9 protein-coding genes and 1 pseudogene are annotated in these 14,629 nt (G+C 59.2%); all 10 read left to right on the top strand.

Translation table 11 applies throughout. From position 1 onward, the window contains the following. Positions 1-154: 154 nt before the first annotated feature. The 10 genes and pseudogenes from infB to N3C12_13860 all read left to right on the top strand — a co-directional run bounded on the left by infB (position 155) and on the right by N3C12_13860 (position 14,626). Positions 155-1,990: pseudogene (gene infB / locus N3C12_13905) on the top strand (translation initiation factor IF-2). Between the two features lie 44 nt (positions 1,991-2,034). After that, positions 2,035-2,328, top strand: a complete 294-nt coding sequence (locus N3C12_13900; GenBank protein ID MCX8073522.1) for a DUF503 domain-containing protein — start codon at positions 2,035-2,037, stop codon at positions 2,326-2,328. 12 nt (positions 2,329-2,340) lie between these two features. Beyond that, positions 2,341-2,712, top strand: a complete 372-nt coding sequence (gene rbfA, locus N3C12_13895; GenBank protein MCX8073521.1) for a 30S ribosome-binding factor RbfA — start codon at positions 2,341-2,343, stop codon at positions 2,710-2,712. A gap of 12 nt (positions 2,713-2,724) precedes the next feature. After that, entirely contained in the window at positions 2,725-3,618 is an 894-nt protein-coding gene (truB, locus tag N3C12_13890; GenBank protein ID MCX8073520.1) for a tRNA pseudouridine(55) synthase TruB, read from the top strand. A 69-nt stretch (positions 3,619-3,687) separates the two neighbouring features. Continuing rightward, a complete protein-coding gene (locus N3C12_13885) occupies positions 3,688-4,890 on the top strand; it encodes a thioredoxin domain-containing protein (GenBank protein ID MCX8073519.1) in 1,203 nt (400 codons plus the stop codon). 430 nt (positions 4,891-5,320) lie between these two features. Beyond that, positions 5,321-6,703 carry a chromosomal replication initiator protein DnaA gene (gene dnaA, locus N3C12_13880; protein ID MCX8073518.1) on the top strand — a complete coding sequence of 461 codons (1,383 nt, stop codon included), beginning with the start codon at positions 5,321-5,323 and terminating at the stop codon, positions 6,701-6,703. Between the two features lie 80 nt (positions 6,704-6,783). Continuing rightward, positions 6,784-7,074 (top strand): co-chaperone GroES, encoded by a 291-nt coding sequence (groES, locus tag N3C12_13875; GenBank protein MCX8073517.1) that lies wholly within the window; start codon positions 6,784-6,786, stop codon positions 7,072-7,074. A 20-nt stretch (positions 7,075-7,094) separates the two neighbouring features. After that, entirely contained in the window at positions 7,095-8,720 is a 1,626-nt protein-coding gene (gene groL, locus N3C12_13870) for a chaperonin GroEL (protein MCX8073516.1), read from the top strand. A 145-nt stretch (positions 8,721-8,865) separates the two neighbouring features. Then, a complete protein-coding gene (locus N3C12_13865; GenBank protein ID MCX8073515.1) occupies positions 8,866-13,245 on the top strand; it encodes a VCBS repeat-containing protein in 4,380 nt (1,459 codons plus the stop codon). After that, positions 13,223-14,626 carry an OB-fold domain-containing protein gene (locus tag N3C12_13860; protein ID MCX8073514.1) on the top strand — a complete coding sequence of 468 codons (1,404 nt, stop codon included), beginning with the start codon at positions 13,223-13,225 and terminating at the stop codon, positions 14,624-14,626. The genes N3C12_13865 and N3C12_13860 overlap by 23 nt, the downstream gene beginning before the upstream one ends. Positions 14,627-14,629: the final 3 nt, after the last annotated feature.

The following is a 14,629-nucleotide window of genomic DNA, read 5'->3' as shown; positions in this document are numbered from 1 at the left end:
ACCGACGCTCCCCCCGCCAGCTCCGATGGATGACCGCCCCCGAAAGAAGAAACGTCGAGTGGTGGAGCGGGGCGAGACGTCAGAGCCGCTAGAGTTGGATCGCCAGCGGACTCGAGTTCCAAAGAAAAAGAAGGCTGCACCCAACCAGGAAGTGCAGAGGACCGAAATCACCGTTCCCCGCGCGCACAAGCGAGTCATCCGGTTGGCGACCGAGTCGATCACGGTGCGCGAGTTGGCCCGGGAGATGGCCGTTCGCGAGAACCAGGTCGTGAAAGAACTGCTGGAGCTCGGCGTTACCGTCGGGGTCAACCAGGTGGTAGATTTCGATACGGCAACTTTGGTCGCCGATAAGTTCGGTTTTACGGTCGAACTCGCCGTGGACAGTTTGGAGTCCCGGTTGGACGAGGACATCGCTGCGTCGGTTGCTGAGGAGCAACTCCAACCGCGGCCCCCGGTCGTCACCATTATGGGTCATGTCGACCACGGTAAGACCTCACTGCTCGATGCGATCCGAAAGACGAACGTCACGGCTCAGGAGGCTGGGGGGATTACCCAGCACATTGGTGCGTACACTGTGGATGTTCACGGACGGCAAATCACCTTCCTGGATACCCCGGGGCACGAAGCGTTCACCGCAATGCGTGCCCGCGGTGCGAAGGTCACAGACATTGTCGTCTTGGTGGTCGCTGCCGACGATGGCGTGATGCCGCAGACGATTGAGGCCATCAATCACGCACGAGCGGCGGGTGTTCCCATCATCGTGGCGGTGAACAAGATCGACAAGCCGGATGCGAACGTCGAGCGGGTGACGCGTCAACTCTCGGACCATGGTCTAGTTCCGGAAGAATGGGGCGGGGATACGATTTTCGTCAAGGTGTCCGCCAAGACCAAGGAGGGGCTGCCGGAATTGCTGGAAATGATTTTGCTGCAGGCAGATGTTCTTGATTTAAAGGCGAACCCAAATAAGCGAGCGCGGGGCACGATTATCGAGGCTAAGCTCGATCGAGGCCGCGGGCCGGTGGCGACGGTTTTGATCGAAGAAGGCACGCTACACGAGGGTGAGCCCTTTGTTTGCGGACCGTTTTTCGGACGCGTCCGCGCTCTGATCAATGACAAGGGCCAGCGGGTGAAGGAAGCGGGTCCATCTATGCCCGTTGAAATTCTGGGTTTTGACGGTGTGCCGGAGGCTGGCAGCTCTTTCGTTGTGGCGCCAGACGAAGCTACCGCTCGGAGCATAGCGGAGAAGCGACAGCAGAAGTTGCGAGAGGCGTCTCTCACGAAGTCGTCGCGGGTAACCCTGGAGGACCTGAACCGCCGGGTGCAGGCGGGTGAGAGCCAAGAGCTGCGCGTCGTACTGAAGGCGGATGTGCAAGGATCTGTGGAGGCGTTGTCAACGGCGCTCAGTCAGCTTTCTACGGAGGAGGTGAAGCTCAAGGTTCTGCACGCTTCGGTCGGCGGCATCAAGGAGTCTGATGTTGACCTTGCCGCGGCGTCGAATGCGATCGTCATCGGCTTCAATGTGCGGCCGGAAGCAAAGGCCACGGAGGAAGCGCGCCGACAAGGGGTAGAAATCCGCTTGTACGACGTGATCTATAACGTGGTTAACGACGTGCGTGATGCCTTGCAGGGCTTGCTGGCTCCGACAATTCGTGAAGTCAGCCTGGGCCGAGCGGAAGTCCGCGAAGTGTTTAGAGTCCCTGGGGTGGGCAACGTTGCAGGCGCGCAGGTCATAGAGGGGAAAATTTTGCGCGGTGCCGAGGTGCGGCTGGTTCGAGACAGTGTTGTAGTGTACACGGGGAAGATTGCGAGCTTGCGTCGCTTCAAAGAAGACGTTCGTGAGGTATCGACTGGGTACGAATGTGGGATCGGTCTTGAAAACTTCCAGGACATCAAGGTCGGGGACGTCATCGAGGCCTTCCAGAAGGAAGAGGTGGCGCGTCAATTGCCTCCCGCTCAAGGCCGCGTCGCGGCGGGGGACCGGAGGGGCTAGGCATCCTGTCACTGAGTTCTGAGGACCACCGGAAGTAGACAAGCGTGCCCTTGGTTGTCGGCGTTCTGAAGCTGACCCTGTATCTTCCCGAAAATCACAGCCTCAAAGGGAAGCGCGGGGTACTGAACCGTATAAAGAGCCGTGTCGCCAATACCTTCAATGTCTCGGTGGCGGAATGTGACGCTCACGATCTTTGGCAGCGCGCTGTTTTGGGCTTCAGTCGGGTGGGAACTGATGCCAGTGAAGTCGACTCGGCGTTAAGGCAAGTGGTGCAGTTCATCGATTCGCTGAAGCTGGCGGAGCTCGGCGAGGAAGAGCTCGAGATTCTACACTTTTAGGCGCTACCCGGAGTGAGCGCCGAACTCGAAGGTCATATGAGTGGGCGGCGTGCCGAACGCGTTGGCGAGACGTTACGAGAAGCGCTGGCAGAAGTCATTCTGCGGGAGATTAAGGACCCGAGAGTGGGATCCGTGTCAATTACGTCTGTCCGAGTCAGCGCGGACCTGGGCACAGCGTGGGTTCGTTTCCGGTGCTTAGGAGACGAGGCCTCTCAGCAGCGCTGCTTGGCTGGCTTGCGTAGCGCCCAAGGTTTTCTCCGTGCCCAACTTTTACGACGGCTGGATCTGAGACGAGCCCCGCAGTTGGTGTTCGAGGTGGACTCGACTTTGCCAGAGATTGAGCGCTTGGCTCGTGCGCTGCGAGATGTAACGTCAGAAAATTAGCGGGAGCGCTCCATGCACGGGGTTTTGGTAATTGATAAGCCAGCAGGGCCGACCTCTGCGGACGTTGTTCGGGTGGTCAAGCGCCGATACGGTCTTCGGACTGGCCACTTAGGGACCCTGGATCCGTTTGCCACCGGGGTGTTGCCCGTCTGCATCGGGGAGGCAACGAAGATTGCCCAGTTGATCGCGGGTGCCGACAAGGAGTATGTCGGGATCGTTCAACTCGGAAGGAAAACCGACACGGGAGATCTCACTGGCAAAACGATTGAGGAGCTAACGGTTCCTAAGAACGTGATGCAGTCGCTTCCTCGCGTTCCCGAACGACTCGGAGGAAGGCGGCTGCAAATCCCCCCGATGTTTTCGGCCATCAAACGCGGCGGGGTCCCGCTGTACAAGCTCGCCCGGCAGGGAATTGTCGTTGAACGGGAAGCCCGAGAGATCGAAGTCGAATTCATCAAACTTGAAGCGCTCTCGAACGACAAAATCTGGTTTCGCATACGCTGCTCGAAAGGGACGTACTTACGAGTGTTGGCGGAGGAAATTGCGGAGGTCCTCGATACCATCGGCCATCTGATTGAGCTCCGGAGAGTGCGCTTCGGACCTTTTGACTTGACCTCTGCAGTCAGCCTGGACCAAGTCGAGAGCGGTGCAGAACTTCCTCAGGTTTTGTCCACGCGAGAGGTCCTGCGACACCTCCGCGCCTTCCCCCTCCCAGCAGCGCTTTACCAACGGGTCCGACACGGAGCAATGGACGTGCTCGCTGGCTTGCCGAAGGGCGAGGTGGGAGAAAACGCCGTTCTCGTAGGTCAGGATAATGAGGTTGTTGCCGTGCTGACCTATGGTGCGCGAGGGTGGGAATACGTGCGTGTTCTCCGTGAAACGGTTGCCGCTCCCGAACGTGGTTAAGCTCGCGGAGCGGTTGTGTTGGCGATATTCGAATCGCTAGATGGGTGGCCGTAGCTGTCGAGCCACCTCATGGAGCTGAATCCTCAAAGGAAGAAGGCGTTATTGGTTCTGGCCGTTGGCCTGGTCGGGACCTGGATCGCATACCAGGCGGAAGTCGTCCATCGCCAACTCAAGACCGACGCCGGCTTCACCAGCTTTTGCAACGTGAACCAGGTGGTGAACTGCGACGTAGTTTTGAGCAGTCGCTGGTCAGAACTCGGTGGTTTCTCCGTTTCGTTGCTGGCAACTGTGTTTTATGTCAGCGTCAGCGTGTTGGCGCTAGCAGCGTTTATGAACCAGGTGGCTAGCGTGCGGCGGCGGATCGCTGGCGCTCTGGTCGTACTCGCAGTGGCTGGGCTGGGTTTTTCCGTCTACATGGCCGTAGTCTCCTTCGGTGTTCTTCGCGCCGTGTGTGTGTTGTGCACCGGGTTGTACTTGGTGGGCCTTGCGAACTTCGTCGCTGCATGGCGCCTCCACCGCTCGCTGCTGGTCGCATCGAGGGTAGAACAAGCGTTAGCACTCCGACGCGACCTGTGGCTGTATGTCGGGGCAGTGGTGGCAGCGCTTACCTTGATTGGAAGCGCTGTTTGGGATGCTTGGCGCTATACGCGACAACCAGATTCTGTGGACGAGCTTGTGCGCACGGATCCGCGATTCGTTGAATGGTTTCAACGCTTGGCAAGAGTGGAAGTTCCGGTTGACACACGAAACTCTCGAGGACCGGCGAATGCCGCAGTGACGATCGTCGAGTTTTCCGATTTCGAATGCGTGCACTGCGCCGCTCTTCACAAGGCATTGCAGGAAACGTGGCTGCGATCGCCGACAATGGTGCGAGTCGTCTTCCGCCATTTCCCGCTGGATTCTGCCTGTAACCCGTTGGTGGGATCTCGCTTTCATCCCGTAGCGTGCGATGCCGCGGTGGCCGCTGAGTGCGCCGGTGAGCAGGGGAAGTTCTGGCAGTACCATGACCGACTGTTTGACCATCAGCGGCAACTGGATGGTGAACTGCTAGATGCCCTGGCTCGACAGTTGGGGCTCGATATGCCTAGCTTTCGGCGGTGCATGCAAGACCCGAACATTCGACGCCGGGTCCAAGACGATATCGCTGTAGGCATGAAATTAGGCGTGAACTCTACGCCAACGATGTTTTTGAACGGGCGGATGGTCAAGGGGGCGCTCGACGCAGCGACGTTACAACGTGCGTTAGTGCTAGCTCGGGACTCGGGCTCGTGACTGGAGCTTGTGAGGGACAGCGCAGAAAAGTCTCGTAAGTTCGCTGTCATAAACAGGGAACTTCCCCGAACAGCCAGAATTGCATCGTGCAACGATATCCGGCCTCGGGAAAACTTTACGTTGCATCGTGTATCTAGAGGCTGCCCTACCTCAGTGTTGACTAGATTCGGTGTCGTCAGTAGGGAGCCGACCTCGCCGTTGAAAGCGATCGAAAACATCGAAGTCGTGGTCACACGATGACAGGGTCGGTCAGCGCACTGCCCCAAGGTCTCGGCCGCGGGGAGGGTGTGGTGAATGGAGGACGAAGTGTGGACTGTTGCGGGTGAAGGCAATGCACTGGACTGGGTAGGATTGGCAGCAAGGCCCAGTTGCAGTTCGGCACTGCGCGAACCGACGAGCGAACGGCGCTTTACTGGAGGGTGGCGCGCAGATGGATGCGGAGTTGATGATCGCGTTGTCGCACCTACGCCGTGCCGTAGGGGAGCGCAACTTCACAATGTGGATCGAGCCGATTTCCTGGTCTCGAAAAGGAGACGTCATTGTCCTCGAGATGCCGAGCCGATTCCACCGCGAATGGGTGACCCGCCACCTTTTACGAACGATCGAAGATGCGTTGAAGCAGGCTCTCGGGGATGAGCGAAAACCGCAAGTCGTTATAGGCGTGCGGTGCGAAGGCGAGGTTGTTGCGCACGACGAACCGTCGCGTAGCAAGCCTCGTACGCAGTTACGAATGCGCGCAGCGGCACCGCTTCCAAGGGTCGGCCGCTTGATCGATGGCTACGACTTCGACTCCTTTGTTGTCGGGCCAACAAACGAACTTGCTGCCAAGGCAGCACGCGCAGTCGCCCAGGAACCCGGACGTAGGTTCAACCCGCTATTTGTCTGGGGAGGTGTTGGGCTCGGGAAGACGCATTTGGTGAACGCCATAGGGCATGAGAGTCTGCGGGCGAGCAAGAACAAACGGGTCGCCTGTCTCTCAGCGGAACTTTTCACAAACATGATGATCCAAGCGCTCCGCACGGACAGAATGGCTCAGTTCCGAGAGCGGTTCCGTGAGCTCGACGTGTTGATTTTGGACGATGTGCAGTTCCTCGCCGGGAAGGAGAGGACGCAGGAAGAATTTTTCCACACCTTCGAATGGCTGATCGGGGCCCAAAAACAAGTGGTGCTGACCTGCGATCAACATCCGAGTGCGGTAGCGCGCCTTGAGTCCCGGTTACGCAGCCGATTCGAGAGCGGCCTCATCACTGATGTGCAGGCGCCCACGGAGGAGATGCGGTTGGAAATCTTGCGGCGAAAGCTGGAGCGGCGGGGGCATGAACTCCCCGAAATTGTGCTTCAAGCGATTGTCTCCCGTTGCGGTCCGAGTGTCCGCGAGCTCGAGGGCGGGCTCAATCGGGTGACGGCCTACATGGAGATGATGCAACAACCTGCAAGCGTGGATCTAGTGGAACGGCTGCTCGGCCCTGTCCGGATCGAACCCGTCAGGCGGCAAATCAGTGTTGCCTCGATTCGAGACGCAGTCGCGGAACACTTTGGCCTCACAGCCAGCGAACTTGTGGGTCATGGTCGAGAGAAAAGAGTCTCGCAAGCACGGCAGATTGCCATGTATTTGTGCAAATCGCTGGGTCGAGTGTCCTTGTCGCGCATCGCGAGCGAATTCGGGGGCCGGGACCATACGAGCGTACTCTACGCCATCCGTGCCGCGGAGCGCCGCTGCCAGCAGGACCCCGAGTGGGCGACAATGGTCGCCGCGTTGGAGAGAAGCCTTCTGCCAGGACAAAGCGAGCAAAGAGCAATGCAGCGGTCTTGAAAGTTTCCGTGAACCAGTTAGCTTGCGGGCGGGCTTTTTCTGCTGAGCCCAGCGAGTTCGGACGCTTGAGGAGGTATGCCATGAAGATCCGTCCCCTACAGGACAGGGTATTGGTTGAGAGGATTGAGGAGGAAGAAAAAACGAAAGGGGGAATCATTATCCCGGACACTGCGCGCGAAAAGCCGCAACAAGGCAAGGTGATTGCCGTGGGTCCGGGTCGGCTGGATGAAAAAGGGAACCGAATGCCCCTGGGCGTGAAAGCCGGGGATCGGGTTTTGTTCGGGAAGTACGCAGGGAGCGAGGTAGAAATCGACGATAAACAGTACCTCATCATGCGAGAGGATGACATCCTAGGCATCATCGAGGGATAACCACTCAAAAGGACACGGCAATGGCAGCAAAACTCATCAAGTTCAGCGAGGAAGCCAGGGCTAAAATCCTAGCCGGCGTAAAAATTTTGGCTGATGCGGTCACGGTGACCCTTGGTCCGAAGGGCCGAAACGTTGTCATTGAGAAGGCCTTTGGTGCTCCGACGGTTACGAAAGACGGCGTTACCGTGGCCAAAGAGATCCAACTTGAAGACAAGTTCGAAAATATGGGGGCGCAGATGGTTAAGGAGGTGGCCAGCAAGACCTCGGATGTGGCTGGAGATGGCACCACCACGGCAACCGTTTTGGCCCGCGCAATTTTTGCTGAGGGGGTGAAGATGGTGGCCGCCGGTCACGACCCGATGAGCCTCAAGCGGGGGATCGACAAGGCGGTTGCCGCCGTGGTTGAGGAACTCAAGCGTATGGCGAAGGCCACCCGAGACCGGCGCGAAATTGCACAAGTCGGAACCATTTCCGCCAACAACGACCCGACGATTGGTGAAATCATCGCCGACGCGATGGAAAAGGTAGGGAAGGAAGGGGTCATTACGGTAGAGGAGGCGAAGGGCCTTGAAACGACCCTGGAAGTTGTGGAGGGCATGCAGTTCGATCGCGGTTATTTGTCACCGTATTTCGTGACGGACCCCGAGAAGATGGAATGTCAACTGGAAGACGCCTTTGTGCTGATTCACGAGAAAAAGATCAGCTCGATGAAGGACCTTCTGCCGATCCTCGAGCAGATCGCCCGCACGGGTCGGCCGTTCATCATTATCGCGGAGGATGTGGAAGGGGAGGCTCTGGCCACCCTTGTGATCAACCGCATCCGTGGCACGCTGCAATGTGTGGCCGTGAAGGCGCCAGGGTTTGGTGATCGGCGGAAGGCGATGCTGGAGGACATCGCGATCTTAACCGGGGGCCGTTTGATTGCAGAAGAGCTGGGCATCAAGCTTGAGAATGTTACGCTCAACGACCTGGGGCGGGCAAAACGGATTGTAGTGGACAAGGATACAACCACTATCGTTGGTGGCGCTGGGAAAAAGGCCGATATAGAGGCGAGAATCAAACAGTTGCGGGCCCAAATCGAGGAGACCACCTCGGACTACGATCGCGAGAAACTTCAGGAACGGTTGGCGAAACTGGTGGGTGGAGTCGCGGTGATCCGCGTGGGTGCCGCAACCGAAGTAGAAATGAAGGAGAAAAAGGCCCGCGTGGAGGACGCGTTACACGCTACCCGGGCGGCTGTGGAAGAAGGGATTGTTCCAGGAGGCGGCGTTGCTTTGGTCCGGGCAGCCGCTGTCCTCGATAAGGTGGAAGCACCCGAAGAGGAAATGGTTGGGGTCAATATTGTGAAACGTGCGACTGAGGATCCACTCCGGTGGATTGCCACTAACGCCGGTTGGGAAGGCTCCATTGTGTTGGACCGCGTAAAGAGCAACAAGGGTTCGTTTGGTTTCAACGCTCTGACCGAAGAGTTCGAAGACCTGATGAAGTCCGGCATCGTCGATCCCACAAAGGTGGTGCGCACGGCACTTCAGAACGCCGCTTCGGTCGCTGGTCTGCTGCTGACCACCGAAGCCATGGTGGCTGAGAAACCGGAAGAAAAGAAACCTGCCGGTTCGCCTCCGGGTGGTATGGGAGACATGATGTAGTTCGACTCGTGTAACACGCCTCATGTGGTTGCGGCAGGTATAGGGTGCCACTCTTCCTGTTGAGCAGCGGTGCGGGCCAGGGCAGCGGCGAGCTCGGAATGCCGCCCTGGCCCTCGCTTTTTTCAGACAAATGTACCCTCTGCTGATGAAACGAAGCGGGATTATTTGCCGGTTCATCCCCATAATGATTTTGGCGTGGCTTGTTGGGCCGACTTCAGCGACTGCCAGGCTCTCGTTTCGTGCGGCACCTCCCGTTGATGTTTCGGCAGGGGAAAATCCGGGGCCGCGGGCGTTTGCCGTGGGCGACCTTAACGAAGACCAGTTGTCAGATATCGTGGTCGCCCAGCCTGATGCGAGTCAGGTCAGCATCTTCCTGAATGAAGGAAGCGGAACCTTTGAACCGTTTGACTCGGCCGATACTGCCGACGGACCCGTGGCTGTCGTGCTCGGGGACTTTAACCGTGACCGGAGGGTGGACATCGCGACCGCCAACACGTTGGCCAATTCGGTGAGTGTTTTACTGCAGGGTAGCGACCTGATTTTTGAGGCCGACGAAAATTACTTGGACGGGTTTCCCGTCGATCCAGCGCCTGTCGATCTTGTGGCGGCGGACCTCGACGGCGACAGAATCCTTGACCTCGCTGTGCTTAGTGGAGCGACAATTCATTTCCTGAAAGGGCAGGGCAATGGACGCTTCGTCGATTTCTCACCCGCTAGCGTTTCGACGGGGCCTGGGACTCAGGGGAACTACGCCTTAGGCGTTGGTTACTTTAATCAGGACAACGTGCTAGACGTTGCAGTCAGTAGCCGTGGGGGCAACCGCGTTGCTGTCCTGCTGGGCCGCGGGAACGGAACCTTTGAAGCAGCGCGAGTGTTTAGTGTGGGCGAACGGCCCGGAGGCCTCGTGGTGGGGGATTTCGGTGGCGACGCCAACGTCGATGACATCGCGGTTGTAACCGGAGTCGATGTCGATGCCCAGGTTACTTTGATGATCAGTGATGGCTCGGGTGGCTTCACCACCGGTAACACCGATTTTGTGGAAGTGGACTCCACGGGCCTCGCAGCAGGAGATTTAGATGGCGATGGCAAACTGGATCTGGTTGTGAGCAACGCCACTGGAGGAATCGGAATTAACCTGCTTTGTCGGCAGCCGAGCGACCTCTGCTACGACCCTGGTCCACCGTTTCCGCCACCAATTTTGCCGGACGAAAACGGCTTTCAAAAGCAGACGAATGGCTTGCCCGGAAACTTGGCAACGGTGGCGGCGGTCGACATCAACGGCGACCGTAAAGCCGACGTGCTTGCGCTCACTCAAGAGGGCGATGGTCTCAGGGTTTTCCTGAACACCAGTGGTTCCGGGGCAGGAGTAGAAACCCCAACTCCCACTGTGACTTCGGGGACCCCGAGTGCAGACACCCCGACTCCCACTGGCACCCCACTGCCCGTGGACACCGCTACTCCCACAGCAAGCCCGACGGCCACTCCGATTCCCACTGCGCCGTTCACTGTTTGTAACACGAACGAAGCCGGCCAGCCGCGCGTGAGTGGTGCCATCGCTGCCGTAGGAATCGGCGACTTGGATCGAAACGGGAGCCCCGACGTTGTCGCCGCGGATCAAGAGGGCGGCCGCATTTTGGTGCTGTTTACCCGCACGCGTCCCGGGGCCCCGACAGCATGCGATGTCTTGGGAGTCCAGTCGAACGTGCTGGAGATCGGTTTGCCTGGGCCGAGCGCTGTACGCATTGCCGACCTGGATAGCGACGGTCGGCTGGACTTGGCAGTAGCGGGAGCGGATGGCATTCGGGTCTTTTACGGCGACGGTGCGGGCAACTTTCAACCGGCCCCCGGCGGTCCATTGGAGGAAGGGACATCCTTTGGAAGTCTCCAGGTTGTCGATGTGAATCGCGATGGAGCATTGGACCTCGTGGCTGGACGCCCGAGCCAAGGTAGTAACGAAGTTGTTGTCATAACACGCTCGGTCACTGACCGGCGGAGCTACATGGCTCCTTGTACGGTGGGTGTCGGCCGGAGCCCGGATTTCGTTTTAGCGCGGGACTTGGACGTTGATGGCCGGGCAGACCTCGGTATTAGCAGCCAATCCACAGCGGACTTTGTTGTGTTTCAACAGCAAAACGTCGGGTCTACAACGCCTGGTTCCCAGGTGTGCCCTCCGGGCACCGGTGGGATGAGGCCGCTAACGCCTTTTACTTTGCCCGGAGCGCCATTGGCACTTTGGTCTGATTGGTTCGATCCCAGCGACGACGTGCCGGACTTGGCAGTGGCAACCGGTGGTTCCGAGGGCGCCATCTTGATCATCTCGGGGCAGAGGCCGAGCGGTGGAGGGGTCAGCTACCGGGTGCGGCAGCGCCTTGTGGTTCCGCCGGCCGGTGGGCAGCTCGCATCGCTGCCTGTGGCAGTGGCGTCGGCGGATTTCAATCGCGATGGTTCTGTCGACTTAGTCATTGCAGATCAAAGTAGCGATAGTGTCGTTTTCTTCATGGCCCGACCGGACGGTGCGTTTGCTGCGCCGACGCTGCCGGTCGATTTGAGAGGCAGTCAGCCCTTGTCGTTGGCGGTCGGGGACATCGACGGAGATGGCATTGCGGACGTGGTTGTCGGCTTGAGGGGCAGCGTCAGCGTTTTGGTAAGTAGTCGGCCGCCTGCAACCCCCACGCCTCGTCCGACGCCCACCCCGACAGAAAGTGCCACGCCCACAGTAACGGCTTCCCCGACCGAGACGGGAACGCCGACCCCCTCTTTTACAGCTACCGCGACCGCTACTCCGACACGGACCAGGTCGTCTACCCCGTTACCCACAGCCACGGCTACCAAAACATTTAAACCGGGGACTTTGAATCTCTCCTCCGGTGGGTGCTCGGTCGCCCCGAACGTTGCGACAGGCTCGAATGCGCTGCCACTTGCAACCTTCCTTCCGGCTAGCTGGTTTCTGCGAAGACGAAGCCGCGGACTTCAAAAAAAGCGATCGTACTTGGGTCGCACTCGGCTGTGGGCTGCGAGCGGCGGACTCTTGATCATGGCTCTTTGGCCTTGCCGCTTTGCCACGGCAGAACTCTTCTTGGTTTGCGAGCTGCCGTTTGCGGGTAACTTTGTCGCGAGGGCCCAGGGTGACCTAAATCGCGATGGCAGCACTGACCTAGCTCTTGCAGATGTCAGCGGTAACCAGGTCGTGATAGGGCTCGTAGCGCGAGAGCGCTTCGCCAATGGGGACTGCCGCAATGGAATGGTGCGCAGTGGCGTTAACCTACCGGGCGCCCCCCGCGGCATCGACATCGGCGATGTAGATGGGAACTTGCTCCCCGATATAGCGGTCGCCACAGACGTCGGGGTTGTCGTATTGGTGAATCAAGGGCGTGGGGAGTTCGTGGCTACGGGGGAGCCGGTCGCTGCCGGGAACGACCCGCAGGTTATTCGCATCGCCGACATTGATGCTGATGGTCGTAACGATGTTGTGGTTGGCAGCGGCAATGATAACCGCGTCACTGTGTTGTACCGTCGGGAAACCGCGTTCGTTGGCGGAAGTAGGCTGAGTGCCGATGGCCCTGTGACCGGCCTCCGAGTCGCAGACGCAAACCAAGACGGGCGGCTGGACCTCTTCACGGTCTCGCGTGCTACGGGAACCGTGGCACTCTACACGCAGGGTGGCGTCGATGACCAAGGGTACCCAAGCTTCGATCTGGCTAATGTCCGTCAGGCAACCATCGCGCCGTCCGCACTGGAAATCGAAGACCTGGATGGAGACGGTGTCCTGGATGTCATCGTGGCAGGAGGGGGTGCCTCCGGGACGCTGGTTGTCCTTTTCGGAACAATTCCATCTGGCAGTTTGTACAGGCTCGGCGTGCCTCAGGCGACTAACTTTCTCCGACCGTTGTCGCAGCCGAGCGACTTGGGGTTTGCTGACTGGAATCGCGATGGTTTGCTGGATGTTGCCGTAATCAGCGCGGACTCAGCGCTCCTGGCGTTGTTCTTGGGTACCGGGCAGTCCCTGGAGGAGACGACCAACTTCTGCAACATGGCTGACACTGTGAGCGGCCGCTGTTCGATGGGCGCTGGTGTACGGCTGATTGCTACTGGCGACTACGACGGAGACGGCCGCCCAGACGTCGCGGGGGTGGGTACGGGCGGCCTCATCACGATGCTACTGAGTAGTAATCCGCCTCCCACACCTACGATGACTGCAACACCAACGCGGACCAGGACAGTAACTCCCACCACAACCCCTACGCCGACTGACACGCCGACCCCGACGGAGACGCCAACCGAAACACCCACCTTGACGCCTACACGTACGCGAGTGCCCACTTCAACCCCTGGACCCACCGATACCCCGACCCCGCGCTGTTTTGCTGGGGGCGTGTGTGTCAGCGGCAAAGGGTGTGCCGTTGTTGGCGGTTCGCGGGAGAGTGGGGAGCCATGGCTTTTGCTTGCCCTCCTGTGGCTTGCGTCGCTGTACATGCGAAAGAAGTTTTCGAGGGGCAAAAGGGATGGTCGGGATTGCGAAGTTTAGTGCCTATGTGCCTCGCCTGCGCCTCAGCCGCGCTGAAATTGCGCGTGCCTGGGGCAAGGAGTCTCCCTCCGCGGGCGAAATTGCCGTTGCAAACTATGATGAAGACGCGTTCACGCTTGCATTGGAGGCAGCGCTGATTTGCCTAGAGTCCTGCCCACACCTGCCGGAAGGCTGGTTTTTCGCTTCAACGAGCCCTCCTTATTTCGAGAAGCAGTTGTCCGCGTTTGGTGCCACAGTTTGCGACCTCCCCCGGGAAACCTTTTGTTCCGACTTCGGGGGTTCAGCCCGTGCGGGCTTGCAAGCCCTGTTAGCGGCGGATGCGGCCGTGAGGAGTGGGCGTATCCAGTCGTGCTTGGTCAGTGCGGCCGAAGCGAGGCTTGCAGAGCCCGAGTCGGAGTGGGAGGGGTTGCTGGGAGATGGAGCGGCTGCAGTCTTGGTCGCACGAGAGAATGTAGCGGCGGAGATCGTGGGCAGCGCAAGCATCAGCGAGGAGTTTACGTACTTCTGGCGAACGGACGCTTCGCCGTTCGTGTCTGCTTATCCTGGCAAGTTCTCGCAAACCTACGGCTATGTTCGCGATGTTGCAGAAGCGATCCATCGCCTCCTCAGCGCTCACAATTTGCAGCCGAGCCAGGTGGCAAGGCTTGTCCTGCACGCTCCGGAACCCCGCGCTGCGGTCGATGTGGCTCGGAAGCTGAGCTTTGACCCCACCCGTCAGCTTGCCCCCACGGCTAGCGCGGCAATTGGCTCCGTCGGTGCAGCGGAAAGTTTGTTGGCCTTGGGCGGAGTGTTGGATGAGGCAGAGCCCAACCAATGGATCGTGGTGGCCGCCTTTGGCGAGGGGGCAGACGCCGTTTTGCTGCGTACGACCGCCTTGGTTGGTGATGGCCGAGCAGGCCCTTCGTGGAAGGATTGGCTTGCCGCCAAGCAGCCGCTCCGGTCTTACCAGAAATACCTCAAGTACCGCGGCCTCATGCGGAGGGAGGAGGTCGAGGAAACAATTACGAACGTGCTGGAATTCAAGGAACTTGCGCAGAACGTGCGGTTGCACGGCAGTCGCTGCCGTCACTGCGCCACCGTGCAGTACCCACTGGCGCAGGTGTGCATTTCCTGTGGGCGGCCCGGCCCGATGGACGAGTTGCGCTTAGGCCTGACCGGGACGGTGTTCACGTACACGGTGGATCACCTCATCGCGAATGTCGAGCACCCTCTGCCGATGGCTGTGGTGGAGTTAGACGGAGGTGGGCGAATTTACCTCCAAGTGACTGACTTTACCGAGGGTGAGGTTGATGTGGGCCGACGTGTCAGGCTCACCTTTCGGCGCATTCACGAAGGTGGGCAGAATCACAATTATTTTTGGAAGGCCCGCCCTATCCGATAGTGT

Source organism: Candidatus Binatia bacterium, assembly GCA_026415395.1.
Classification (GTDB): domain Bacteria; phylum Desulfobacterota; class Binatia; order HRBIN30; family HRBIN30; genus HRBIN30.
This window is presented reverse-complemented; position numbering and strand designations above follow the sequence as displayed.